This is a genomic window from Vibrio chanodichtyis (assembly GCF_028863985.1).
In the GTDB taxonomy this organism is placed as follows: domain Bacteria; phylum Pseudomonadota; class Gammaproteobacteria; order Enterobacterales; family Vibrionaceae; genus Vibrio; species Vibrio chanodichtyis.
In genome coordinates this window covers 345870-371775 of record NZ_JARBFT010000001.1, presented here as the reverse complement: position 1 = coordinate 371775, position 25906 = coordinate 345870, and the positions used below count along the sequence as shown (strand labels likewise).

The following is a 25906-nucleotide window of genomic DNA, read 5'->3' as shown; positions in this document are numbered from 1 at the left end:
TCGATGAGCTTAGATCTGCAATCCATTCGGATTGGCTTAACCAATAACCATCCTTGTAGCTATTTGAAAGATCAAATGGAACGCGTCGCGGTGGCCATCGATCTCCCCATACAATCAGCCGAGAATTATCAAATTTTACTGGCCAATGGCTTTCGGCGCAGTGGCGAGACCATTTATAAACCACATTGCGATCAGTGCCACGCTTGTCAAGCACTGCGGGTGGCGGTGGCCGATTTTGTGCCAAGTACAAGTCAACGCCGCTTGCTTAAACAGCTTAAGCAAACCTTGCACTGGCAACTGAAACCGGAATTGGATCCCAATTGGTATGATCTTTACCAGCGCTACATTTGCGCTCGTCATCGCCACGGTTCAATGTATCCACCCAATAAAGACGAATTTGCCCAGTTTGCGGGGGCAACTTGGCTTAATACGCAATATTTGCATCTCTACGCCGCCCAAAAGTTGGTGGCGATTGCGGTAACCGATCTGCTGCCCAACAGCGCCAGTGCCTTTTACACTTTCTATGACCCAGAAGTACCGCTTTCTTTGGGCACCTTAGCTGTGCTTTGTCAGTTGAGTTATTGCCAACAGACCGAAAAACAGTGGCTTTATTTGGGATATCAAATCGATGAATGTCCGGCTATGAACTACAAAGTCCGTTTCAATCCGCATCAAAGGCTAGTAAATCAACGTTGGCAAGGGTAGAATACGCCGCAACTTCCCATATTGAACGTTTAATGGCAGAATCCTGCGCCGTTAAAGATCGCCAAATTTCTAAAGAGGATTAAATGGCTAAAGAAGACGTAATTGAGATGCAAGGCACTGTCCTTGATACTCTTCCTAACACAATGTTCCGTGTAGAGCTTGAAAATGGTCACATTGTGATCGCTCACATCTCTGGCAAAATGCGCAAAAACTATATCCGCATTTTGACCGGTGACAAAGTCACTGTAGAGATGACTCCTTACGATTTGTCTAAAGGTCGCATCGTCTTCCGTGCTCGTTAATCACTGATTTCCGAACGCAACAAAAAGCGGAGCTTAAGCTCCGCTTTTTGTTGTGGCGAGAAACTACCGACGGATTATTAATTGAGCCTATTGAACGACTCTGACTGAACAGATTCACCCCGCTTCAACAATCCGCTTGATTACGAAAAAAGGCGCAAAACGCGCCTTTTTGACTATCAATAAACATAGTTTGCAGTAAATACAGTTTGTAATAAACAGCGTTTGATCAGAGATCAATGACCGCGAATTCAACCTCTGGATTAACATCTGCATCGTAATCGATGCCTTCAATGCCAAAACCAAATAGCTTGATGAACTCTTCTTTGTACATGTCGTAATCGGTCAACTGACGCAGGTTTTCAGTGGTAATTTGTGGCCACAACTCACGACAATGCTGCTGAATATCATCACGCAATTCCCAATCATCCAAACGCAGACGATTGTCTTCATCCACTTCAGCGGCCGAGCCATCTGGTTTGTATAAACGTTGGCTAAACATACGATAGATCTGCTCTATGCAGCCTTCGTGTACGCCCTGCTCACGCATTTTCTTGAACACCATAGCAATATACAGTGGCATCACAGGAATGGCTGAGCTGGCTTGTGTCACCACCGATTTCAGCACGGCCACATTGGCGCTACCGCCTTTGCTTGCCAACTGTTGGTTGAGGGCACTCGCGGCGCGGTCTAAATCCATCTTGGCACGGCCAAGCGCACCATCCCAATAGATTGGCCAAGTCAACTCGGTACCGATGTAGCTGTAAGCTACAGTTTTACAGCCTTCAGCCAGCACACCAGCTTGATCTAACGCTTGGATCCACAGTTCCCAATCTTGACCACCCATCACTGTCACGGTATCGGCAATCTCCTGCTCAGTCGCAGGCTCCACACTCGCTTCGATGATAACATCTTTATTAGTATCAACCGCAGTCGAGGTATAAGTTTCACCAATCGGTTTCAGTGCAGAGCGGATTAATTCACCACTTTCTGGCATTTTACGTACTGGTGAAGCCAGTGAGTAAACCACCAAATCAATTTGACCGAGATCTTGTTTAATCAGCTCAATCGCTTTTTGTTTGGCTTGGTTTGAGAAAGCATCACCGTTGAGGCTTTTCGCGTACAGACCGGCTTCATGGGCTAATTTGTCAAATGCCGCAGCATTGTAGAAACCCGCGGTACCTGGCTTTTTGTCGGTACCTGGCTTTTCAAAGAACACCCCTATGGTCGCTGCACCACCAGCAAATGCTGCAGTAATACGTGATGAGAGACCATAGCCGCTTGATGAACCCACCACTAACACACGCTTCGGCGCATTAGTGATCGGGCCTTGTGCTTGAGTGTAGGCAATTTGTTGTTTTACGTTCGCTTCACAACCGACCGGATGGGTTGTTGTACAGATGAATCCACGAATTTTAGGTTTGATGATCATATTCAACTTCCTTAAAAAATCGTCGTTAGAATAAAAGGTTCAGACACAAATCGCATCTAATTTCTCTTCATTTCGCCGAAAATGGTCAGTGGTTGGATCACTCAATAGCGCAAATTTTCGATTAATCTCACTCTATTCACTGTTAAAAATAATGAGGGCTTCTGTGCAGAAGCCCTAAATACTTTATGATTTGCAAAATTCACACGTTTGAACTTAACCTTGGCGGGTATGCACTTGCGAAAAATCATGGCTGAAATGGTCAACCTGAATCGCACGACTGCGTAATTTTTCGGCAGCGACAATCGACGCCACTTCATCAGCCGTTAAGATTGCCGCTTGTTGCGCTTGCGCTAAGCGATCGACCAATTGCCCCTTACGATCGACTTTGCCCTGTTTCACCGCGTGTTGTAGCTTACGCTCTAAGCCTTTAATGCTATACATGGCTAAAAACGCGTTTTCAATCAATCCGATACTATCATTGTCACTCTGACCGATATAACAAAGTTGGGTGAGGCGATCACGATGCGCTCCCGGCGTCATTAAGCTGTCGGCAATCTTCAACGCTAATTCATCACTCGGTGGCGCAAAGTGATTGCCAAGTGGGAACAATAGCCCTTTGAGCAATAAGCCAATACCTGAAATAGGATAATTGCGATACGCTTGATTGAGCGCTTTGGCTGCGTGGTACAAACAGTATTGCATCGCATAATGCACATAATCGAGATCTGTCTGGTGACGACCTTCATCTTCGTATTTTTTCAATACCGCTGAGCCCATATACAGATAACTTAACGCATCGCCAAAACGGGCAGAAATGAGTTCTTTACGCTTTAGCTCACCGCCTAGTGTTAACATCGCCATATCAGCACTCACCGCGAGTGCGCGGCTTAAACGAGTCATCTGTCGATAGTAATCCTGCGTAGCACCACTCAACTGAACGTGAATAAACCGCGATCCTGTCAACGCAGCAAACAGTGCCCCAAAACTATTTTTGGTCGCATGAGCAATATGTTTAAACAACAGTTGATCAAATTCCTGTGCCCCTTGTGGCTGATCTGGGTTGGCTTCTGCCGCCATCTCCTTAAGCACATAAGGGTGACAACGGGTTGCACCTTGCCCAAAAATCATCAGATTACGGGTTAAAATATTTGCCCCTTCTACGGTAATGGCTACCGGCACGCCTAAATAATGGGTGGCAAGATAGTTCATCGGCCCAGTTTGAATCGCACGCCCTGAATGGATATCCATCGCATCATTTAAAATCGTACGCGCGATTTCAGTCATGTGGTATTTGGCAATCGCCGTGATCACCCCAGGTTTTTCTTTCAGATCCAGTGCCGTGGTAGTTAACGTACGAGTGGCTTCCAGCAAATAGGTTAAGCCACCAATACGCCCCATCGCTTCGGCCACGCCTTCAAACTTACCGATCGACATGCCAAACTGCTTACGAACATAGCCATAAGCACCGGTAGTGCGCGCCGTCAAATGACCAATCGCCGCACCTAATGCCGGCAATGAAATCCCTCGTCCAGCCGAAAGGCATTCCACCAGCATCCGCCAGCCTTTGCCCGCGTATTCTGCACCACCAATTAGCCAATCGATCGGGATAAACACGTCATGGCCACGGGTGGGACCATTCATAAAAGCTAAGCCCAATGGATCATGACGCTCGCCCATTTCAACGCCGGGATGAGTCGCAGGGATCAGCGCGCAACTGATGCCAATCTCGGATTGCGTGCCGAGTAAATGGTCAGGATCATACAGTTTAAAGGCGAGTCCGAGCACCGTGGCGACCGGCGCTAGCGTAATGTAGCGTTTATTCCAGTTCAGCCGGATCCCAAGCACTTGTTGACCTTCATACTCGCCATAACAGACCACTCCTTGATCGGGAATGCTGCCCGCGTCCGATCCCGCCTCTGGCCCAGTCAGGGCGAAGCAAGGAATATCACGGCCATCGGCTAAACGCGGCAACCAGTAATCCTTTTGAGCTTGAGTACCATAGTGAGACAACAGTTCGGCAGGACCCAATGAATTAGGCACCATAACCGTCACAGCGGCACTGACACTGCGAGTCGCAATCCGTGCGACGATGGTCGAGTTAGCCAGTGCCGAGAACTGGCGTCCACCATACTGTTTGGATATATTCAAAGAAAAAAATCGCTGTTGGCGTAGGTAATCCCATACCTCTTGGGGTAAATCACGATCTTGTTTGACGATTTGATAATCATCCAGCATCCCAAGCAAAGTTTCCAACTCTCGGTTAATGAAAGCTTGTTCTGCGCTAGACAAGGTGGGCTTAGGATAATGATGTAGCTTAGTAAAATCGGGTTTACCAGAAAATAACTCACCATCCCACCATACACTGCCCGCTTCCATCGCTTCTTTCTCTGTGGGAGACAGCGGAGGCAACACTTGTTTAAAGAGTTTAAAAACGGGGTCACTAATCCATTTTCTGCGTAGAGAACTCATCTTCAGATCCTTTTGTTCACCAGTGATATTGTTATGGTGGGTGATTAATCGCACCTGGTTATACTTGATTATTGTTGACGACTTAGCGTACGGCAACTCTGACAACCAAGAATGGGATCCATAGTTCAATCACTAGCTTACCGTTGGTAAGCGTAGAGGTGAATGCGCATTGAATTGTGCCGCAAAAAAATTTCTATTTTTTTGCAAACACTCGGAACTCTTTAGCAAACCCCCAGTCTGAATAAAGGTGATTGACAGAGCTTTGAGAGTTTTACTGGCCGTCAAACTTGTATCTCGACTGACTGTCACCCATTACGCTGCTTTTTCCTTTTTATTAACTCCTATACTTGTGTACGCCCAAAACCAGTTTGTTTTGGGCGTTTTTTTTATGTGATGGATAATTATTAGCTTGATCAAGTCAATAAACTCTATCGCTTTCAAATGAAATACTGCCAGTGATGATCAATCTGTGGCTTGCTTTATCAGTCTCAAGGCGGTTTACTGGTGGCTCAACTCTATCGCCGAGCCAAGCACAAGCACAAGCACAAGCAAGAGATAATCGTCATAGGAGGCCAAATGCGTAGCACTATCGGAGCCCTGATTACACTATGTTACAGTGTCGCGTTAGCCGCCGCTCCGCAACCGATTCGACTACCACCTACTCAACCGGCCACGCCACTCCCGATTGTGATCGGCACCAATACCGTTCAGCGCCTCTGCTATTACCAAGATCAGGCCTATTCACTAGGTGCGGTAATTTTAATTGGTGAGATATATCTTTCTTGTCAGCCAGCTCATGAGTTTGAAACCCATGGAGCACTACAGTGGTTGCCGTTCAACCAACCACTAAATCCAATACCAAAATCTAAACTTATCCATCCCTAATGTGCGAAAGCCTTACTCATGCTTGAACGGTAAGCTTATCGATTTACTTTGCAGCGCATCTCAGAGTATCATCCGCCTCCGATGGCCTTCACGGATCAGAAACTATGGTTGTCAGCCTACTGATTAGGCATGTTTCTTCGTTTATTCCACGCGTTTTTGCTGGAAGTCCCCGACAACTTGGTTACCGATAGCGCGGGATAACACCGCTGAGCCCACTGCATGAAATTACCTAACTTACTAATATTCGCCCTGCTGACCCTCTCCTATACCGCTCATGCAGAAACATTTTCGTTACCGATTTGGAAAGATCAAGCACAAGCGTTGGGCTATGAATTACCCAAACCCATCGGTTTTAGCCTAAGCTATATGACCATGGAGCAAGGGATCAATGTAGATTCAATTGCTATCCAAGGGCTCGCAGGTTTACCACTGACATTAAACGCAGAACCTGGCCACCAATATACCGAAGTACTGACCTTACGTGCCGATGTGTGGCTGTTTCCCTTTCTCAATTTGTATGGCTTAGTCGGTAAGTTAGATGGCTACTCGACCACCGATGTTACTCTTAATTTGGGTAATAAATTTCCTGTCCCGATCAAAGACTTTCGTTTGGAGCTTGATGGTTACACCACCGGATTTGGTGTGGTGCTGGTGGGTGGCTATCAGAACTGGTTTGCGTTGGTCGACGCTAGCTTGACCCAAAGCCGCTTGACCGTGATTGATGGCAGTATTGATGCGCTAGTGATATCACCGCGCATTGGCTACGATTTTAATCAGCATGGGCAACCGCTCCGGATTTGGGCTGGCGCTATGTATCAAGATGTAGAGCAAACACTCCATGGCTCACTGGCCGATCTCGGCTTGCCTAGCCAACTGACCGGATTACTCCCCAAAGATGCCGGCTTTGAAGTCAAACAGCGTCTAAAAACCCCGTGGAATCCCCTTATCGGTATGCAGTATCAAATCAATGACAGTTGGTATCTACTCGGAGAGTTTGGCTTTGGTGATCGCCAAAGCCTGTTTTTCTCTCTCGATCGACGTTTTTAATCCTAAAGTGATGTGCACATTAACCACATCATTATACGGTCAGTAAACCTAGCCGTTATTGGCGGCTAGGTCTATTGCAGGTTAAACCATTGGCCGGTTCTCTAGCACCACAGAGGGCTGATCAACCAGATGTAAATGCACATCTTGTTGTGGAAACGGAATCGAAATACCTTCTTGATCAAAGCGCAATTTGACTTGCTTAGTCACATCCCAGTAAACATCCCAATAGTCTTCGGTTTTTACCCAAGGGCGCACAATAAAATCAATTGAAGATGTGTTGAGCGTATGCACCTTGATATTCGGTTCAGGAGAACGTAAAACCGCAGGGTGTGATTTAACAATATCGGTGAGTACAGCTTCCGCTTTGAGCAAATCGTCGCTATAGCCGATCCCAAACACCATATCTACCCGGCGAATTTTTTCATGAGTGACATTTTTAATTACATTACCCCAAATTTTGCTGTTCGGCACTATGATGATCTGGTTATCAAAAGTTCGGATCGTGGTATTGACTAAACTCATGTGACTTACTTTACCGTCAACTCCACCCGCATTAACAAAATCCCCCACATCAAACGGACGGTAGATCAATAACATCATGCCCGCAGCAAAGTTGGATAAGGTATCTTGCAAAGCAAAACCCATAATGACCCCAGCAATCCCAAAACCAGTTAATACTGGTGTAAGGTTTAAACCCAACTGCGATAGCCCAACCAGGATGCCAATCACCCAAACCGCTTTGCCAGACATCGAAACAAAAAAGTCCTGCATAAGATGGGAGAAATGGATATTTTTCGAACTAACCACAAAACGTACAATGCTACGTGTGATTTGCGCCGCCCCTTTGGCGACCAAAACAATTAATAAGAAGATCACTAACTGAAACAGATGCTGTACCGCATCACTGGTTAGCCAATTTAGCCCGGCATTCCACCAATGACGAACGATAGACACCATTACCTGAGTATTCAATACATCTTGAGTAATACTGCCTGTCACTTGAAAAATTTGCCGCTTATAATCGGCGGTTTCCATTGCTAGGCTATCGGCAATCTCGACGACTGAGCGCAAGCTTTTAGTGACAATATCTAACCGTTGCTGAGTAAAGAGCAACGTCAATTGTAAGTTGGCTTTTTCCGATTCGGGACTGGATTTGATCTGGCTATCAATCACGCTAATTTGCTGGTTTAGGTACTCCAACGAGGCGGATAGCAAGCGCAAACGCTGATTAACTCGCTCTGTTAACGTCTCTGTAATCTCGCGAGTATTGATACCCAATTGACTTAGCCAATGCATATTTTCCAAACTGGAATGGTAGGTCGCATCAAGGTATTGGTGTAAATCACGATAGGTCGCAATGTAAGATAGTTTTTCTTCATGTGACGCCTTGTCAAAATTACTGGTTAGCGAATTAAGCCGTTTTGAAATATAGCGTGTCGCCTCTTCAGTATAGCTCTGCTGGGTATTGACCAACTCAATCAGCTTCGGTTTGGCTACCTTTTGTTCGGCCACGGCTTTAGCCAAACTCTTTCTTAGCTCAGCATTTTTCTGAAACATTTGCAGTTGTAATGCATCACGCACATCACCGGTCGCTTGGTTGAGCGTTACCGAAAGTTCATTGATATAGCGCTTAGTCTGATCAATGTCGTGCTCGAGTTCAGAAATAGGCGTTTCCACAACCACATTATTTGCCTCAGCAAAAGATCCCACTTCAGGTGGGTTATTGGCCCAGACTTGGGTTGCTAGAAGCAACAAACAAGCAGCCCATCCCAAATGCGGCAACACCTTAGCGCCGATTTTTTCTATCATTATTACTTTCCTCTTAAAATCTTGGTCACGCTAGACATCACCGGATCATCACTCTTTCATTTGATAGTGATCATTCATCACCCAACGCAGAATCAAAATACGTAGTAGCTAAACTCGCTATCTTCAGCTATCACTTTATTATCAAGCATGTAGAATTGTTTCACGGCATATTAGCGACCAATGGCACCTATGACTACGGACAAAAACCAGCATAACTTGATTAGTTGTGATGAATGTGGACTCGTTACGCGTCTACCAAGCTTAGCTCAAGGACAAATCGCTCGCTGCCCACGTTGCCATCACCCACTGACTCAAAGCCATAAGCATCCCTATCAAACGGTCATTGCGTTGGCGTTAAGTTGTCTCTCATTGCTAGCACTCAGTCTGATGTTTCCTTTCCTGTCGTTTAGCATTCAGGGGCTAACCCAAGAAATTACCCTGTTGAATGCCGCAAAAATGCTCGGTGAATATCAGAATATCCTCTTGGCACTGCTACTTTTTACCACCGTCATCTTACTGCCAGCCCTATATCTACTACTTATCCTCACCGTGTATTACCAAGCGGCACAAACTCAGCGCCGCTCACTCTCTAAGCGCGAAGTGAAAATCGCAACGTATGGGTGCAGGTTGCTATTTAAAGTTCAGCCTTGGTTAATGGTCGATGTGTTTTTGATTGGGGTACTGGTGAGTCTGATCAAAATCGCTTCACTGGCAGAGGTGGCAATGGGCAACTCTTTTTGGGCATTTTGTCTATTTTCCGTTTTGCTGGTCAAAACCGTCTCTCTGATTGACCGTTACTGGCTATGGCAACATTTTATTGCGGCGCAACCAACTCATAATGTTCAGGCAGGAGAGACCCATTGCAGCGATAACCACACTAATTGCCATTGTTGTCAGCAAATTAATCCGCTGACCAGCGCAAAAAAACCACGCTGTGTACGCTGTGGCAGTCGGCTACACGCTTATCATCCACAGCTCAATCTACAATATGCTTGGGCATTGCTATTGGCTGCGGTGATTTTTTACATTCCGGCCAATCTTTATCCAATGATGTACACGGTTAGCCTAGGTAAATCAGAAGGTTCAACCATTATGCAAGGCGTGATTTTACTATGGCAGCTCGGCTCTTATCCGATTGCAATGGTGATTTTCATCGCCAGTATTTTTATTCCCATCGCCAAGATGTTCGCTTTGGGATGGCTATATTGGCAAGCGGGTCAGCTTAATATTTTTCCTGAACACCAGAATTTAAAACGCTTGAAGGTGTACCGTGTCACTGAGCTGATCGGCCGCTGGTCAATGATCGATATCTTCGTGGTGGCGATTTTAGTGGCTTTAGTACAACTGAATAATTTAATGGCGATCTATCCCGGTCCTGCTGCGCTCTCTTTTGCAGCCGTCGTGATCTTAACTATGCTGTCCGCGATGATTTTTGATTCAAAAATATTATGGCAGCAGCCTGCCCCTCATCAACCCAAATGCACTAAGAAGGCTTTCTATGAGTGACCAACGCCAAACTCACGCTGAAATTACGTCACAAAAGCAGTTATCTGCGATTTGGATTATCCCAATTCTGGCTCTAGCAATGGGCATGTGGATGCTGTTTCAGTACGTCAACAGTACTGGCCCCAAAGTCACCTTAATCCTCCCCACGGCCGATGGGCTTGAAGTGGGCAAAACTCAAATTAAGGCGCTCAATGTCAATGTCGGGGTGATCAGTGAAATTAAACTGAGCAAGCGTTACGATCACATTATCGCCACCGCACAAATGACCAAAGATGCCCAGCGTATGCTGCGCGAGGATTCGCTGTTTTGGGTGGTGAAGCCACGGATTGGCAGAGATGGAGTTTCTGGCCTCGATACCTTACTTTCCGGTGCTTATATTCAACTGCAACCCGGCCAATCGACTGCCGCGCAAGATCAATTCACCGTAATGGATTTACCCCCCATCGCTCCTCCCGATGCCAAAGGATTACGTTTAGTGCTGACCCATAAAGAAGCAGGAAAATTGAACGTTGGCGATCCGGTGATGTATGAAGGTTTTACGGTGGGACGTGTGGAAACCACTCAATTTGATGTCACCAGTAAAAGCGCACAATACCAACTATTTATCTTTGCCCCTTACGATAAGTTAGTCAGTAGCGGCTCTTTTTTCTGGCTCAATTCAGGGGTTAATCTACAACTTAATGCCGAAGGGCTGCAGTTCAGCTTAGGTTCGATTGAAAGCCTGCTCAAAGGTGGCGTGACATTTGGCCTACTGCAAGAAGACGATTTCGGTCAGCCAGTGACCGAACAGTTGACTGAGTTTCGGCTGTTTGATGATCTCAAACAGATCCACGAAGACATGTACGATGATTATATTGAATTTGTGATGATGTTTGATGAATCAGTACGTGGACTCAAAGCCTCCGCCCCAGTCGAATATCGTGGTTTACGTATCGGTACCGTCAGTAAAGTCCCTCTGCGTACCCGCCAATCGGATCTGGATATTAATAGCAATCGGATCCCTGTGTTAGTACGCATCGAATTAGGCCGTGTATACGATAATTTCAATAAAGTCGATCTGCCAACGCTTAAATCGCATATGCAGCAGGAGTTTAGTAAAGGACTCAAAGCCTCCTTAAAAACCGGCAACTTAGTCACTGGCGCTCTATATATTGATACCGACTATTTTCCTGAAGAGCCACTGGAGACATTGAAAGAGTTCGATGGCTACTCACTGTTTCCAACCAAACCCGGCGGCTTTGCTGAAGTACAAAAACAGGTCACCGATTTACTTCGCAAACTCAATGGATTACCGATGGATAAGACGCTTGAGTCACTCAATAGCACCTTGAAAACCTCGGAAAAATTGTTGGCTTCTGCGGAACGCTTGATCAATCAATCCACCACGCAAAATTTACCCGCCGATATCCGCACCAGTCTCAAACAGCTTGAGACAACCTTAGCTGGATTTGGCCCGCAATCGACCGTTTATCGGGAACTCGAAACCACATTAGATCAGCTCAACCAAGTCATGGCCGAATTTAAACCGGTAATACGCACCATTAATGAAAAACCCAATGCGCTGATTTTTGGTGACAATAACGCCGCAGACCCTATCCCAGCACAAGGAAAATAACCATGAAACAATGGCTATTGATGATGTTAATCAGCATCACATTGCTAGGCTGCAGTAGTGAGCCACAGCCTAAAGTAGATTTTTATCTGCTGCCGCAGCACCTCACGTCCAGTCCGGTCACGCCGACGACATCATTCACGGCATTAGCATCGACTTTACTCATCGTACAGCCTGTCGAATTGGCGCCGTATTTAGATACCGCAGGGATTATTTATCGCCAATCTGCAACGCAAGTGACTCAAGCCAAATACCATCAATGGGCACAACGTTTAAGCCCACAGTTGACCGAACGCATTATCGAACAATTGCGTCGAGATCAGCCGGTCAGCTATTGGCCGGAAGCGTTTAATGCTCACTATGCTCAACAAAAACATCACACACTACAAGTCAAATTCCAGCGATTTAACGGCGCTTATACTGGCAATGCCGAGCTAGCCGGCAGTTGGGAGTTGTTGAGTCCACAAGGAGTGCGCTTGCTTAGACAAGATTTCTCGTTTGATGTACCACTAACCGATGAAGGTTATCCCGCCTTAGTCGAGGCACTGTCATTAGGCTTAGAGCAACTCACCACTCAGATTAAGCAAACATTGTTACAACAATCCTTGCCTAATAATTGAGTCGGTCAAGGTATTCTATCGCAGAAAATGTGCACTGACTGGCAGAGTAGGCTAACAGGTTTAGCTTTTATTTTTACTCAACCTATGATGCGCAAACGGTTACTGGGTTTCATTACAACATAATCAGCAAACAACCCTAAGGTAAATGTTACTCCATTAAGCTAGGCCTTGATTGACCACGCAGATTGTATGCCCAAACCATTTACTAATAATAAAATTGAGGAGCACAACCCCATGAATCCGCCGGTTATCCGCCGTATGGTCGCCAAACGTACCGTTCTTAGTCTACTCATTTGTTCCACAGTACTGATAACGGCTTGTGGCGAAGCGCCACCGGTCAACACGCCAGCCCCTGTGGTTAAACCTGCCTTAGTCGAAATTGTCGCTAGCCAGCGCGCCTCCGACCTAACCTTTAACGGAGTCGTCAGAGCAGCTAAGCGTGCTGATCTCGCCTTTCGGATCAGTGGTCGTTTAAACAGCATAGAGGTAAAAGAAGGCGATCAAGTCAAACAGGGGCAATTGTTGGCCACGCTTGATGCGCGAGATGCGAAAACCACACTGGCGACGGCTCAATTAGAGCTAAAAAATACCGAGCAAGAATACCGCCGCGCTAAAGCGATTTATGAAAAAACCCAAGCTATTTCTAAAGCCGAGTTGGATAATGTCACCAATCGTTATGATCTGGCCAGAAACCGAGTGGAAGAAGCCAAGCGCAAACTAGAATACACGCAAATCACTGCACCGTTTGCTGGCATCATCAGTGAAAAGTTGCTTGAAAATTTTGCCCAAGTACAAGCGAATCAACTGATCATGACCCTACAAGATCTGAGTGATTTAGAAGTTGCGATTGAGATCCCGCATCGCGTCATGCTGTCCGGCGTTCGCAACACACGAGCCATCGCCGAGCTAAGCGCCATCCCCGGTCAGCAGTTCCCTCTTCAATTGCGTACCTACTCCACTCAAGCCAATACCGATTCACAAACCTATTCGGTGGTGCTTGGTTTTGAAGATTTACACGGGCTACGAGTCATGCCCGGCATGTCAGCCAAAGTGTTTCCCGTCGCCACAGATGCCGAGGATGAAAACCGCTTGATCACCTTACCCATCACCGCCTTAGTACCAGATAATCAAAGCCAACAATTTGTCTGGGTCGTCAATGCTCAAAACCAGGCCGAACAGCGCTATGTGGACATTGGCACCATTTATAAAGATCGCGTCGTGATCAAGCAGCACTTACAACCCGGCGAACAAGTGATTATCGCAGGCGTTTCTAGCGTGCGCGACCGTATGCCAGTTCGACCATACACGGATCATAACGGAGCTCAATAATGGATATTGCACGTTATACCATGGCTAAACGCACCAGCGTTTGGGTTTTGATCGCGCTGACCTTAATCGGCGGCTATATCAGCTACCTTAAGCTAGGCCGCTTTGAAGATCCTGAGTTTGTGATCCGCCAAGCGGTGATCGTCACCACTTATCCCGGAGCAACCGCACAAGAAGTGGCCGATGAAGTCACAGATGTGATTGAAGGTGCGGTACAGGCCCTACAAGAGCTCAAAGAGGTCAAATCGGTGTCAATGCAAGGCCGCTCCGAAGTGACGGTCGAGATCAAACTGGAATTTGCTAAATCGGCGGCACAATTACAGCAAGTGTGGGATAAATTACGCCGCAAAGTCACCGATGCCGAGCGTCAACTACCGCCCGGAGCCGGCACGCCAATAGTGAATGATGACTTTGCCGATGTCTACGCGCTGTTTTATGCCGTGACGGGTGAAGGCTTCAGCGACAAACAACTGCAAGATTATGTTGATGGTTTACGCCGAGAATTGGTGTTAGTACCAGGGGTTGCTAAAGCCGCTACCTTAGCCGAACAACAAGAGGCGATTTTCATTGAAATCTCGCGCGAACGAATGGCCGAATTTGGATTATCGGTTGAGCGCGTTTTGCAAGTGCTACAAAAACAGAATTTAGTCACTGTAGCGGGCAGTGTCGATGCCGAGCAGATGCGTATTCCGGTGATCCCAACGGCCAATATTAGCTCATTAGCCGATCTGCGTAATTTACAAGTCGCTGTGGGCAATAACAATGCAGTGGTACGTTTGGCCGATGTGGCTAACCTTACCCGTGGCTACACCGAACCTGCCTCAATGTTAATGCGCTACAATGGCCAGCGCGCCGTTGGTTTAGGGATCTCAAATGTCACAGGTGGCAATGTGGTCGAAATGGGCGATGCGGTTAAAACACGGCTAGCGGAATTAGACAGCCAACGCCCACTTGGCATGGAGTTACACACCATTTCCATGCAGTCTGACTCCGTGCGCGCGTCGGTGGCTAATTTTATTGATAATTTGATCGCGGCGGTGGCAATTGTCTTTGTGGTGTTACTGCTGTTTATGGGCGTTCGCTCTGGGATCATCATCGGTTTTGTCCTTCTACTGACGGTCGCCGGTACTCTGTGCATCATGCTGATCGATGACATCGCCATGCAGCGTATTTCTCTTGGCGCATTGATCATTGCACTCGGCATGTTAGTCGATAATGCGATCGTGGTTACCGATGGCATCTTAGTACGCCTGCAAAAAGAGCCGAATGCCGACAAATCACAAGTCGTCTCTGATGTGGTCAATGCCACTAAATGGCCACTGCTTGGCGGCACTGTGGTGGGCATTTGTGCCTTCAGCGCGATTGGCCTTTCGCCCTCCGATATGGGGGAATACGCCGGCTCACTATTTTGGGTGATCCTCTATTCGATGTTATTAAGCTGGGTATTGGCGATCACAATCACCCCAATGCTGTGTCATGATTTTTTAAAAGTTAAAGCACAACATCAGCACGCTAAACCTTCCGCACTGGTTGGCGGCTATAAACACGTATTGCAATGGGTACTTGGCCACCGCACACTAAGCTGCTTACTGTTATTCGGCACCCTAATCGCTGCCGTATGGGGCGCACAATTTATTCCTCCCGGCTTTATGCCTGAGTCACAACGTCCTCAGTTTGTGGTCGATATTTCTCTACCCCAAGGCTCGGACATTCGTCGTACTGAACAAATCGTCGCCAGTATTGAGCAACACGTTCGACCCAAAGCCGGCGTGACTAACATCACTAGTTTTATTGGTGGTGGTGGTTTACGTTTTATGCTGACTTATGTGCCTGAGCCGGGCAACCCAAGCTACGGTCAACTGCTGATTGATATTGATGACTACACCAAAATTGCCCCTCTGGTTGCCGAGTTGCAAGCTGAGCTGGACACCACATACCCTGATGCCTCGATCAAGGTGTGGAAATTCATGCTTGGCCGTGGTGGCGGTAAAAAAATCGAAGCTGGTTTCAAAGGCCCTGATAGCCGTGTACTGCGCCAATTAGCGGAACAAGCCAAAACCATCATGCACGATGACCCGAACCTTATCGCCGTACAAGATGATTGGCGTCAGCAAGTACCAGTATTGCAGCCAATCTATTCCACACAAGAAGCTCAGCGCCTTGGCTTAACCACCCAAGAGATCAGCAGTGCCATTGCACAAACGCTGAATGGACGCAGTGTTGGAGTCTATCGTGAAGGCAATGATTTGATCCCACTGATTGTTCGAGCACCGGAAAACGAACGTAACCATGAGCGATCGATTGAAAATAGCGCTGTGTTTAGCACCCAAACTGGCCGCTACATTCCGGTCAGTCAGTTGATCGACTCGGTCGATATCGTTTATCAAGATGCCCTATTACGCCGCATCAACCGTATGCCGACTATCTTGGTACAAGCCGATCCTGCGCCCGGCGTCATGACCAGCGATGCTTTTAACCAAGTCCGTGACAAAATCGAGCAAATTGAATTGCCTGCGGGTTACCAATTACTTTGGTATGGCGAACACAAATCCGCAAAAGATGCTAACCAAGGCTTGGTCATTTCGGCTCCGTATGGCTTTGCGGCGATGATTCTGGCGGTGGTCTTTATGTTTAACGCGCTGCGCCAACCTCTCGTAATTTGGATGACGGCACCCTTTGCGGTGGTCGGTGTCACGATTGGGCTTATCACCTTCCAAACGCCCTTTGAGTTTATGGCGATTTTAGGCTTTTTAAGCCTGATCGGTATGATGGTAAAAAATGCCATTGTGTTGGTTGACCAAGCCGATGTAGAAATTCGCGCCGGCAAAACCGCCTACCTCGCGATTATTGATGCTGCGATCAGCCGCGCGCGCCCAGTGTTACTCGGAGCCTTCACCACTATTTTAGGTGTGGCTCCGCTGCTGGTAGACCCATTCTTTAAGAGTATGGCTGTCACGATTATGTTTGGTTTGCTGTTTGCCACCATTCTAACCTTAGTCGTGATCCCGCTTTTCTATGCGGTACTGTTTAGAGTGAAAGTCACCACAGCCTAATCTGGCGGCCAATCTCAACCTTCCCAAACCCAACCCCCCAAAGCAATAAGGCTCCGAACGGAGCCTTATTATTATAGAAATCCCAACGCAATTGTTATGATTTTACCCACTCTAGTTACTTTGTAAGCAAACAGACTCAATGCGCGAGTTTTTTTCGACTTTGTGCTTGACCATCCACAATAGAATCATTAAATTAGCGCCTCGTTAGCCAAGCGGTTAACGATTCGGTGAGTTGTCCGAGTGGCTGAAGGAGCACGCCTGGAAAGTGTGTGTACGGCAACGTACCGAGAGTTCGAATCTCTCACTCACCGCCACATTCTAGAAAAAAGACGCCTTAGGGCGTCTTTTTTCTTATCTGAAATTCATAATAATCAAATGGTTACGATTCAGTGATATTCCACAGTGTGGCTGGTACTGGATATTTGCACTTAATGAAAACCTAAATAAGCGGCATATTGAAGAGGCAGCCAAAGGCTGCCTCCTGTTGCAGGAACTAAACAGTTGAAAATCATTTAGTCCATAAATTAGAGAGTGTTTCAGCCTGCTTCAAAATAAGCTCGACAGCTTCAGCGGCTTTGTCAGGTGGATATTTCCAGCGTTGTAAAGTGCGACGAACAAGAATTTTCAACTTAGCACGAACACTGTCACGAACTTGCCAATCAACCGTGGTCGATTTCCTGAGTTTGTCAGTAATCTCGACGGCAATCTTTTTAAGGATCTCATCACCAAGTTCACGCACTGCGCTTTCGTTGTTGGCTAGGGCATCATAAAACGCGATTTCATCTGGATTTAAGCCCAGTTCAGCCTCGCGCATCATTTCTTCCTGAAACTCTTTGGCCATTTGAATAAGTTCTTCAATAACCTGAGCCGTTTCAATCGCACGGTTATTGTACTTTCTAAGCGTTTCTTGCAAGCGTTCAGCGAATTTTTTCTCTTGCACCACGTTATTGCGTGTTTTGGCTTTAATATCATCCTTGAGTAGTTTTTCAAGTAACTCAACGGCTAAGTTGCGCTCTGGCATCTGTCGCACGTCTTCTAAAAACTCATCCGATAGCAAGCCAATATTGGGCTTGTCCAAGCCACAAAGTGCGAACACGTCAGCAACGCCTTCAGCGATCACAGCGTTATCTAGAATCTGTTTCAGTGCCGAGTTCTTTTCTTCCTGAGTACGCTTTTTATCTACGCTGGTAAACTTGCTGATAGCGGCCTTAATGGCTGAGTAAAACGCAATTTCTTTCCTTAACTCTTTAGCCTCATCCAAAGTACTGCATAGGGAATAAGATTTTGTCGCCGCTAACACTAAGTCTAGGAAACGCTTTTTACCATCCTCTAAGCCGAGTACGTAGTTAGCGGCTGGCACCAGTAGCTTGTGCGCTTGTGTTTCGTAGCCCGATATGTCCAAACCATCGGATTTTGGTGTTTTCCCAAACATGCCACGTATTGCATCTATTTTTTCTAAAAGAATTGAAAAAGCTTCTTCTGCATTGAGTGTTGGTTCGCCTTTACCTTTAGAGTCGGTATAGGTTTTCAGGGCTTGTTTGAGTTCATTAGCAATACCGATGTAATCAACCACTAAGCCGCCGGGCTTGTTTTTAAACACGCGGTTAACCCGAGCAATCGCCTGCATCAGGTTGTGGCCTTTCATTGGTTTATCAACATACATGGTGTGACAACAAGGCGCATCAAACCCCGTTAACCACATATCTCTGACAATGACCAACTTCAGTGGATCATTAATATCCTTAAAGCGCTTTTCTAAGCGTTTTTTGGTTTTTTTGTTATAGATATGGGGTTGCAGAAGTGGCTTATCCGAAGCAGACCCAGTCATAACAATCTTAATCGCCCCTTTTTCAGGGTCATCCGAATGCCATTCTGGGCGCAGTGCAATAATTTCATTGTAGAGGTGAGCACAGATATCACGGCTCATGGCAACAATCATGGCTTTACCATCCATGGTGGCATTGCGTGTCTCAAAGTGCTCTATCAAGTCAGCCGCAACTTGGCTTAACCTAGGAGTCGCGCCAACCAGCTTTTCAAGACGGCTCCATTCCCCTTTGGTTTTCTCACGGTTGCTTACATCCTCTTCGTCCTCGACCACTTCATCCACTTGATCGGACAACTCAGCGATTTCAGCGTGGTTCAAATCAAGCTTTGCCAAGCGCGATTCATAATAAATAGGCACGGTTGCACCATCATCTACTGCATCTTGAATGTCATAGATGGACACATAGCCACCGAATACAGCGCGGGTATCTTTGTCATCGATTGAAATGGGTGTACCAGTAAAGCCAATAAAAGAAGCAAACGGAATGGCATCGCGCATATGCTTGGCGTAACCAAACTTATATTGACCATCGGCACTTAAGGTGGCTTTAAGGCCATATTGGCTGCGGTGTGCTTCATCTGAGATAACAACTATGTTGTGACGATCATTGAGTATTGGATGATGTTTCTCGTCTTCAAGCAGAGCAAACTTTTGTACTGTGGTAAAAATGATACCGCCGGACTCTCTTTCAGCTAATAACTGTCTTAACGCATCTCGGTCAGATGCTTGAACAGGTGTTTGCTTCAAGAGCTCTACCGCGTTGCAGAAGGTGGCATAGAGCTGTCCATCGAGGTCATTGCGGTCAGTGACGACAATCAGCGTTGGGTTATTCATGGCCTTTTGCTGAAGCAGCATACCGGCATAACAACACATAGAAATACTTTTACCGCTGCCTTGAGTATGCCAAACCACACCGGCTTTTTTACTACCAGGTACAACCTCATCAGCATAAGTTGCCCGTTTCTCAGTTACGCCATCTACTTGCTGCGCCGCAATCACCGTGGCCTTTACCGCTTCACGCACGGCATGAAACTGGTGATAACCCGCAATCTTTTTAATGATCGTCTCACCGTCTGTTTCAAATAACACAAAAAATCGGATGTAATCCAGCAGCAATTCACGGTCAAAAAAGCCGCGCACCATGGTTTCTAGTTGCCACTCCAATAGTGGTTTATCATCTTCATTTTTAATGGTGCGCCAAGGCATAAAACGCTCTTGGTTGGCCGTGAGAGAGCCGACCCGAGCGGTATAACCATCACTGACGATTAACGCTTCATTGAAAACAAACAGGTCAGAAATTTCATCTTTATAGGTTTGCAGCTGATTAAAGGCATCCCAAATATCGGCGTTTTCATCGCTTGGGCTTTTCAGCTCAAGTACAGCCATCGGTAAGCCATTAATAAAGCAAATCACATCAGGCCGACGTGGCTGTTTAGTGCCAGTAATCGTGAACTGATTAACGACTGAAAAGGTGTTGTTGTTTAGGTTATCGAAATCAATGATAAAAGCATGGTCTGCAATTGGCTCGCCATGGTCATTTTTGTATTCAACCGGCACACCATCCAATAACAACCGATGAAATACGCGATTATTGGTGATTAAATCCAAGCTTTCAGGCTTTAAGACAATCGTTTTAAACTGCTCGAAACAATGATCTATCTGCGGTTCAGGTAAGTGCTTATTGATCGTTTCAAATGCTGCTCGCAACTGCCCATCCAATACCACTTGTGCGTGGTCATTACGCAGTGGGTTGTCGCTATCTGGGGCAATATCAGGGCCATGCAAAATTTCCCAGCCACCTTCTTGGAACCAATCTAAGCAGAGGTTTTCTAGTTGTTCTTCGTTCATTGATTTACTCCCTCTGTAAGTTTTTCCAGCAAGGCTTCTATCGATTCATCATGATCATCGGTATACCAAATAGGGTAAATGTTGGCTTGAGCTAATTGTTCAGCCTTTGAAATCCTCTCGCTTTCGTTACTAAGCTTTAAAAATGCATAATGTTTAGGTAAAGATCCCTGTTTTTCTTCTCTTACAATTTCAATCAGTGTCTGAATCGTTCTATCAATCCCTAAGCTACAACCGATAAACAACAGCGTTTTGGTAGAAATGGCCCTTATACACTTCTTAAGCTGGTCATTCTCTTTATAGTGTTCGTTGTACTCACTTCGAGTAAGAATTCTATTTCTACTGGAGTTTGATTTCCCATGAAGCTTTAAAAGTATATTTTTTTCTTCACCTAAAAGCTTAGGAAGTTCAACCGCTTCACTTCCAATAAGAGTATCGGAGAATGGCCTACCTACAGTTTCGTAGCACCTTTTTAACAGGTTATCGTAATTTGTTGTAATAACAGATCCTTTAAACACATATGGCAACAACCTTACTGAACCATTAATCGAATTATCATGACCAAACTCATTTTCAAGCTCTTCGTTGAATCTTGCCTCACTCATATTATCAAAAATATATTGAGCAGCCTCTTCGTATTGCCAAGACGAAATAAGTTGGTGAAACTGTGATTTATCGGCGGATGTTTCATCAATGAGTCTGTTTAAAAAATCTGTCCAGCCAGTATAGCCGCTTGGCATTGACATACCTGCGCCAATAAATGGAATAATAGCTCCGCTCACGAATCGCTCTTTCAGGACACGGAACCGTCTCTCATTTCCATACTTGGATAAGATATCGTTAGCTTTGTCTAACCGTTCTAACTTTTTGTTCTCACACCATTCGGTAAAAACTTCGTTGAATGTGGTTTCACTGATGTCCTGTAAAATTTGCTGCGGAGTAAACTCTGCAGCTTCAATTATTACTTTACCTGTTTGTTCATCAATTTCGGCTCTAAGCTGATCTAAAAACTCTTCCTTTAATAAATCCATTCTCTATTCGCCATCCTTAAAAACATCAGAAAGCTCATCTGATAATAATTTTGGCAGAAGCAAATCTCTTGAAATTGAAAGTGTTTCTGACTGAAGTGCATTGCTATGCACAAAGTTATAGATATCGGAAACTTGAACAGTAAAAGTATCGATAATGCTTTTGACTGGAACAATTACAGGTATTGGTTTGAAATTGGCTTTACTTATTTCAGCAAAGGTAGTTCCACTTGCTCTTTGCTTAATTTCTTCCATATTTTGTTCACACCAAAGCAATACATACTCAGGAGATAACCTCCCCTCACATTTCATGGCAATATAGCCTTGATTTATTGCCACAGGTATTTTTGCCAATGCTAAATAACCTACTGGGGCTCTTGATGACATTAATACTGTGTTTTCAGAAAGAAGACCTGAGCTGATTTTTTTTAATCCTGCTTCAGTAATCTTTCTATCCGTATTAGTTAGTACCTTGCAATTCAGACCGGACATATCTTTAGGCGTAGTCCAGTGTATAGTGCCGTCCTCCCAAAATTCAATATTTTTAGTTGATGGAGTTCCACCCCCAACCACAATGACTTCATTACCGATTTCTGAAACCTCCCACCCCTCCGGTATCTCACCAAGCTCAGAGTCTTGCATGGCCGCAGGAAACAGCGCGGCGGTTTGGGCGAGTTTTTTAAATGCCTCGGGATTGCTGGCTTTTAAACTGTTCAGTTCATCAACAGTTTTGGCAGAAATTACACTCATGGCAGCCAGTTCTGCATCATCAGCGCTACCACCCGCCGCCAAGGTTTCAATCTTGGCTTTGACCGGATCAAAATCGACAAACCAGCTTTTGAAGATAGCTTGCGCGATTTGTTCTAGGGTTTGGTTGGTTTGAGTGTTAAGTTCGATTTTTTTATCAAATTTTGCAACCCAATAACCAAGTAATTTTCTATCATTAGAGCTTTCTGGAATTCTAATAGTAAGTGCATGTGCATTATCTCGGTTAAGGCCTGGAACAGCACTATCAGAATTCATGTGCTCTAAGCCCAATGACTTCAATAAGTAATATGTAAAATACAATTCATCTATTGAATCTTTCTCGATATAAAATGAAGTATCGATTGGCCAAAACTCACTTTTAGAAAGATGTATCGCTCCAACGCTGCCTTTTCTTCCAATAATTATCCCACAACCTTTTACATGTGGAGTTTTGTGATAATCAACGATGCCATTTGATCCATAAACTGGCACATTGCCATTTTCTCTGTTCCTTTGTGGCAATGATTTTCCGTAAACAAATGGGCAATATTCACCGACTGTTGTATCAATCCATTTCATAACCAATCCCCGCTAGATTTTCCTTAATCGCCTTTTCTAACCGGTCTGACTCGGCAAACTGAGCTTTTAATTGCGCGGTTAATCGCTGCATTTTATCGGTGAAAGGCTCGCTGTCTTCCTCCACTTCTGCTGCGCCGACGTAGCGCCCTGGCGTTAATACATAATCGTGCTTTTGCATGTCTGCTAGTTTGGCGCTAAAGCAAAAGCCTTTTTCGTCTTCGTATCCTGTACCAGATTGCCAAGCGTGGAATGTATCCGCGATTCTTTTAATATCTTTTGGATCAAAATCACGTAATACACGATCTTTCATAAAACCGAGGTTGCGCGCATCAATAAACAAGGTTTCGCCACGGCGATCACGCTTGCCTTTCTGTGTTGGCGACGTACCGCCTTTTTTATTTTTGGTTAAAAACCAAATACAAGCAGGGATTTGCGTATTGGTGAATAGCTGCCCGGGTAAAGCAACCATGCATTCGATTAAGTCCCCCGGTACGCCATTTTCAGGATTGCCATTGATTAAGGCCTTACGAATTTCACCTTCGTTGTTGGTATTGGAGCTCATGGAACCATTAGCGAGTAATAAGCCCATTGAGCCGTTATCGTTAAGGTGGTGCAACATGTGTTGTATCCAGCCGTAGTTGGCATTGCCTTGCGGCGGTGTGCCATATTTCCAGCGAATATCGCCCTCTAATTTAGCATGCCACCAGTCTTTGATATTAAACGGTGGGTTGGCCATCACAAAATCAGCACGCAGGTCGGGGTGTTGGTCATCTAAGAAGGTATCAGCATTCTTTTTACCAAAGTTAAAGTCGATTCCACGAATAGCCATATTCATGGCAGCCAACTTCCAGGTAGTTGGGTTACTCTCTTGGCCATAAACGGAAATATGTTTGCGCTGCTCTGCTGCGTTGTAATGTTTATCAGCGGCATGAGCTTCGATGAACTTATCATTGCTCACAAAGAAGCCACCAGCCCCCATCGCAGGGTCATAGACTCGGCCTTGATAAGGCTGAAGCATTTCAACGATCAGCGTAACGATGCTTTTTGGCGTGTAATACTGGCCGCCTTGTTTACCTTCTGCTAAGGCAAATTGCCCTAAGAAGTACTCGTAGACATGGCCCAAAATATCTTTGCTGTGTAAATCTAACTTTTCGCCATTGTACTCGGGGTTACGGAAGCTGGTATCGGAGAACTTATTGATAAGCTCAGTTAAATTGTGGTTGTCTACTTCATAACGCCCAACACGAGGCAATACGCCTTTAAGCTTAGGGTTTGCCAGCTTGTCGTCGATTTTATACGTTTCGATGGCTTCTAAAGCATTGTCGATTAACTTGGATATAGAGGTAAGCTTGAAGGTTTCGCCATTCTCTAACTCAATGTCATCACCGATGGATCTTGCTGCGGTGCTTTTAAGAAACTCCCAGCGTGACTGTTTTGGCACCCAGAAAACGTTTTTCTCTTGGTAGTATTCGTGCAGTTCTAACTCTGCATTGACTGCATCGTTGTATTCTTCGTCAGAGTCGTAATCTTCACGAGGCATGAAGTAAATGTTGTCGTCACTATCGTCCTGAGTAAACAAGCGGCGTAACTCTTGTTGACGCTCTTCAAAGGCGTCTGACACATACTTTAAGAAGATGATGCCTAGCACCACATGCTTATAGTTGGCGGCATCGAGGTTGTTACGTAAGCGATCGGCTGCCGACCACAACTTCACATCGAGTTCATTTAGGAACTGCTGTTCTGAATTATTCATGTTGTTTCCTATGCTATACCGTCATCGAAACCAAACTCAAGGATGCCGACACCGTATAAATTTTTATAATTATCAACCAAAATTGCGTTTCAAAATCGTGGTTATCAATTTTACTGGATGAAAAACAAGCTAAATTTCCAATATGTTAGCTCTACACTATAACGTCGAAAAATGTCTTGATGAGAGAATATGAAAAAACAGATCCGTGGGCAATGTTCTAGGTATGGTTATGAGATTGTGCGCTTAATCTCTGGTCAAAAGCGCTGAATTTGTCGGAGGGTGATGCACTTTTCCACTCTCAATTACCAGCCCTGCGCAACCAGTGATGATGCGTAAACGCAGGTCTAAATAAAATTGATTGGCTACGGCGACAGCGTTTACATAAACTTGATTGAGTTCACATTGAAAACCCCGTATCCTGCGCGGCACCAAGGGGATCGGTCGTGCAACACCAATCGCCCTTTATACTATCGATACCCAACCGACTTAGCGTAGCAGTTGGCAACGCCAAATCGCCAAGCAATAACACCTAACCATCCTATTTCGAGCACCAGCCGATGAACCGCAAAAAGAAAATTAATCAAACTTTACAAAAACGCCTTAAAAAGCAACATGCAAAATTGCACCCGAGCAACAAGCCTCGTTATATTTCTAAAGCCGAGCGCGCTAAACTCGCCGCGGAACAAGAAGCGAATATCGATCTCGCTATCAGCGATTCAAACACTGATCAACCCTTGCAGAGCGATGGCGCATTACAGTAACAGGCTGTGCTCAATCGGGTAAAATTGACTGGCAGCATCGATTAAATGTTGTGCAGTCAGTTTCGGTACCCCATACACTTCCACCTTAACCTGAAAGCGTTGCTGAATTCGGGTCACCAAAGGCTCAAAGTCCCCATCCCCAGAAACGAGCACGACGGTATCCACCTGTTGGGCTAACTCATAACCATCCAGAGCAATACCGACATCCCAATCCCCTTTCGCGCTACCATCACTACGCTGGATAAACGGTTTCAGCATCACGGCAAAGCCAATCCCTCGTAAAATATGATGAAATTGCCGCTGCTGCGGATCTTTGCTGGCAATCGCATAGGCATTGGCTTGGACCACCGAACGATCTTGCGTCGCTTGTGACCAAAACTGATTGTAATCAAAGTGGCGACCATAGCGCTCACGGCAGGTGTAATACACGTTTTGTACATCCACCAAAATGGCAATTTTTTCCATTGTTTCCTACTTAGTAACGCTTGACTAAAGACCCGATGCCGAACCTATTCTACATCGTTATATCCAAACTGCTTGGCAAGAGTAAAATCGAGCGATCATGAATAAATTTGCCTGCATTTTGGTGGAAGTATTATTTACAT

The 25906-nt window shown here is 45.6% G+C and carries 18 protein-coding genes and 1 tRNA gene; 11 read left to right on the top strand and 8 right to left on the bottom strand.

Annotation, left to right across the window (positions count from 1 at the left end; translation table 11 throughout):
* Positions 1-3 precede the first annotated feature (3 nt).
* Both PUN32_RS01560 and infA read left to right on the top strand, forming a co-directional pair.
* Positions 4-705: an arginyltransferase gene (locus PUN32_RS01560; RefSeq protein ID WP_274721450.1), complete on the top strand. Its 702-nt coding sequence runs from the start codon at positions 4-6 to the stop codon at positions 703-705.
* A gap of 83 nt (positions 706-788) precedes the next feature.
* The gene (gene infA, locus PUN32_RS01555; protein WP_166014837.1) at positions 789-1007 is read left to right on the top strand and encodes a translation initiation factor IF-1; all 219 of its coding nucleotides are present in this window, start codon (positions 789-791) and stop codon (positions 1005-1007) included.
* Between the two features lie 226 nt (positions 1008-1233).
* On the opposite strand, the gene fabV is transcribed toward infA, so the two are convergent.
* Both fabV and PUN32_RS01545 read right to left on the bottom strand, forming a co-directional pair.
* A complete protein-coding gene (gene fabV, locus PUN32_RS01550; protein WP_274721449.1) occupies positions 1234-2436 on the bottom strand; it encodes an enoyl-ACP reductase FabV in 1203 nt (400 codons plus the stop codon).
* A gap of 213 nt (positions 2437-2649) precedes the next feature.
* On the bottom strand, positions 2650-4905 hold the full coding sequence (locus tag PUN32_RS01545) for an acyl-CoA dehydrogenase (RefSeq protein ID WP_274721448.1): 2256 nt from the start codon (positions 4903-4905) through the stop codon (positions 2650-2652).
* Positions 4906-5481: 576 nt separating this feature from the next.
* Here PUN32_RS01545 and PUN32_RS01540 point away from each other — a divergent pair.
* Entirely contained in the window at positions 5482-5790 is a 309-nt protein-coding gene (locus PUN32_RS01540) for a DUF1496 domain-containing protein (protein ID WP_274721447.1), read from the top strand.
* 219 nt (positions 5791-6009) lie between these two features.
* Complete coding sequence (locus PUN32_RS01535; protein ID WP_274721446.1) at positions 6010-6837, top strand: TonB-dependent receptor; 828 nt, start codon at positions 6010-6012, stop codon at positions 6835-6837.
* Positions 6838-6918: 81 nt separating this feature from the next.
* Here the strand turns inward: PUN32_RS01535 and PUN32_RS01530 are convergent, their stop codons facing one another.
* Positions 6919-8646, bottom strand: coding sequence for a mechanosensitive ion channel family protein (locus PUN32_RS01530; RefSeq protein WP_274721445.1), 1728 nt, complete (start codon positions 8644-8646; stop codon positions 6919-6921).
* 189 nt (positions 8647-8835) lie between these two features.
* On the opposite strand from PUN32_RS01530, the gene PUN32_RS01525 reads away from it, so the two are divergent.
* From PUN32_RS01525 to PUN32_RS01500, 6 genes are all read left to right on the top strand, one after another.
* Positions 8836-10152, top strand: a complete 1317-nt coding sequence (locus tag PUN32_RS01525; RefSeq protein WP_274721444.1) for a paraquat-inducible protein A — start codon at positions 8836-8838, stop codon at positions 10150-10152.
* The gene (pqiB, locus tag PUN32_RS01520) at positions 10145-11767 is read left to right on the top strand and encodes an intermembrane transport protein PqiB (RefSeq protein ID WP_274721443.1); all 1623 of its coding nucleotides are present in this window, start codon (positions 10145-10147) and stop codon (positions 11765-11767) included. Before PUN32_RS01525 ends, pqiB begins: the two co-directional genes overlap by 8 nt.
* Before the next feature lie 2 nt (positions 11768-11769).
* A complete protein-coding gene (locus tag PUN32_RS01515) occupies positions 11770-12384 on the top strand; it encodes a PqiC family protein (RefSeq protein WP_274721442.1) in 615 nt (204 codons plus the stop codon).
* 234 nt (positions 12385-12618) lie between these two features.
* The gene (locus PUN32_RS01510) at positions 12619-13713 is read left to right on the top strand and encodes an efflux RND transporter periplasmic adaptor subunit (protein ID WP_274721441.1); all 1095 of its coding nucleotides are present in this window, start codon (positions 12619-12621) and stop codon (positions 13711-13713) included.
* On the top strand, positions 13713-16763 hold the full coding sequence (locus tag PUN32_RS01505) for an efflux RND transporter permease subunit (RefSeq protein WP_274721440.1): 3051 nt from the start codon (positions 13713-13715) through the stop codon (positions 16761-16763). The genes PUN32_RS01510 and PUN32_RS01505 overlap by 1 nt, the downstream gene beginning before the upstream one ends.
* A 226-nt stretch (positions 16764-16989) precedes the next feature.
* Positions 16990-17077, top strand: a tRNA-Ser gene (locus PUN32_RS01500).
* Between the two features lie 194 nt (positions 17078-17271).
* On the opposite strand, the gene PUN32_RS01495 is transcribed toward PUN32_RS01500, so the two are convergent.
* Genes PUN32_RS01495 through PUN32_RS01480 form a run of 4 tightly spaced genes read right to left on the bottom strand, consistent with a single transcriptional unit; the run spans position 17272 to position 24540 of the window.
* Positions 17272-20436, bottom strand: a complete 3165-nt coding sequence (locus PUN32_RS01495) for a type I restriction endonuclease subunit R (RefSeq protein ID WP_274721439.1) — start codon at positions 20434-20436, stop codon at positions 17272-17274.
* Complete coding sequence (locus PUN32_RS01490) at positions 20433-21464, bottom strand: SIR2 family protein (RefSeq protein WP_274721438.1); 1032 nt, start codon at positions 21462-21464, stop codon at positions 20433-20435. Before PUN32_RS01490 ends, PUN32_RS01495 begins: the two co-directional genes overlap by 4 nt.
* Positions 21465-21467: 3 nt before the next feature.
* Complete coding sequence (locus PUN32_RS01485; protein ID WP_274721437.1) at positions 21468-22787, bottom strand: restriction endonuclease subunit S; 1320 nt, start codon at positions 22785-22787, stop codon at positions 21468-21470.
* On the bottom strand, positions 22774-24540 hold the full coding sequence (locus tag PUN32_RS01480) for a type I restriction-modification system subunit M (protein ID WP_274721436.1): 1767 nt from the start codon (positions 24538-24540) through the stop codon (positions 22774-22776). Before PUN32_RS01480 ends, PUN32_RS01485 begins: the two co-directional genes overlap by 14 nt.
* A 557-nt stretch (positions 24541-25097) precedes the next feature.
* Between PUN32_RS01480 and PUN32_RS01475 the strand changes: the two genes are divergently transcribed.
* Positions 25098-25301, top strand: coding sequence for a DUF2986 domain-containing protein (locus tag PUN32_RS01475; protein ID WP_274721435.1), 204 nt, complete (start codon positions 25098-25100; stop codon positions 25299-25301).
* Here the strand turns inward: PUN32_RS01475 and PUN32_RS01470 are convergent.
* Complete coding sequence (locus PUN32_RS01470) at positions 25293-25766, bottom strand: LabA-like NYN domain-containing protein (RefSeq protein ID WP_274721434.1); 474 nt, start codon at positions 25764-25766, stop codon at positions 25293-25295. The two genes, PUN32_RS01475 and PUN32_RS01470, sit on opposite strands and share 9 nt — an antisense overlap.
* Between the last annotated feature and the right edge of the window lie 140 nt (positions 25767-25906).

Excerpts from the sequence above, each read along its gene's own strand:
- PUN32_RS01560 (WP_274721450.1), top strand. The coding sequence starts at position 4 with ATGAGCTTAGATCTGCAATCCATTCGGATTGGCTTAACCAATAACCAT.
- infA (WP_166014837.1), top strand. The coding sequence starts at position 789 with ATGGCTAAAGAAGACGTAATTGAGATGCAAGGCACTGTCCTTGATACT.
- fabV (WP_274721449.1), bottom strand. The coding sequence starts at position 2,436 with ATGATCATCAAACCTAAAATTCGTGGATTCATCTGTACAACAACCCAT.
- PUN32_RS01545 (WP_274721448.1), bottom strand. The coding sequence starts at position 4,905 with ATGAGTTCTCTACGCAGAAAATGGATTAGTGACCCCGTTTTTAAACTC.
- PUN32_RS01540 (WP_274721447.1), top strand. The coding sequence starts at position 5,482 with ATGCGTAGCACTATCGGAGCCCTGATTACACTATGTTACAGTGTCGCG.
- PUN32_RS01535 (WP_274721446.1), top strand. The coding sequence starts at position 6,010 with ATGAAATTACCTAACTTACTAATATTCGCCCTGCTGACCCTCTCCTAT.
- PUN32_RS01530 (WP_274721445.1), bottom strand. The coding sequence starts at position 8,646 with ATGATAGAAAAAATCGGCGCTAAGGTGTTGCCGCATTTGGGATGGGCT.
- PUN32_RS01525 (WP_274721444.1), top strand. The coding sequence starts at position 8,836 with ATGACTACGGACAAAAACCAGCATAACTTGATTAGTTGTGATGAATGT.
- pqiB (WP_274721443.1), top strand. The coding sequence starts at position 10,145 with ATGAGTGACCAACGCCAAACTCACGCTGAAATTACGTCACAAAAGCAG.
- PUN32_RS01515 (WP_274721442.1), top strand. The coding sequence starts at position 11,770 with ATGAAACAATGGCTATTGATGATGTTAATCAGCATCACATTGCTAGGC.
- PUN32_RS01510 (WP_274721441.1), top strand. The coding sequence starts at position 12,619 with ATGAATCCGCCGGTTATCCGCCGTATGGTCGCCAAACGTACCGTTCTT.
- PUN32_RS01505 (WP_274721440.1), top strand. The coding sequence starts at position 13,713 with ATGGATATTGCACGTTATACCATGGCTAAACGCACCAGCGTTTGGGTT.
- PUN32_RS01495 (WP_274721439.1), bottom strand. The coding sequence starts at position 20,436 with ATGAACGAAGAACAACTAGAAAACCTCTGCTTAGATTGGTTCCAAGAA.
- PUN32_RS01490 (WP_274721438.1), bottom strand. The coding sequence starts at position 21,464 with ATGGATTTATTAAAGGAAGAGTTTTTAGATCAGCTTAGAGCCGAAATT.
- PUN32_RS01485 (WP_274721437.1), bottom strand. The coding sequence starts at position 22,787 with ATGAAATGGATTGATACAACAGTCGGTGAATATTGCCCATTTGTTTAC.
- PUN32_RS01480 (WP_274721436.1), bottom strand. The coding sequence starts at position 24,540 with ATGAATAATTCAGAACAGCAGTTCCTAAATGAACTCGATGTGAAGTTG.
- PUN32_RS01475 (WP_274721435.1), top strand. The coding sequence starts at position 25,098 with ATGAACCGCAAAAAGAAAATTAATCAAACTTTACAAAAACGCCTTAAA.
- PUN32_RS01470 (WP_274721434.1), bottom strand. The coding sequence starts at position 25,766 with ATGGAAAAAATTGCCATTTTGGTGGATGTACAAAACGTGTATTACACC.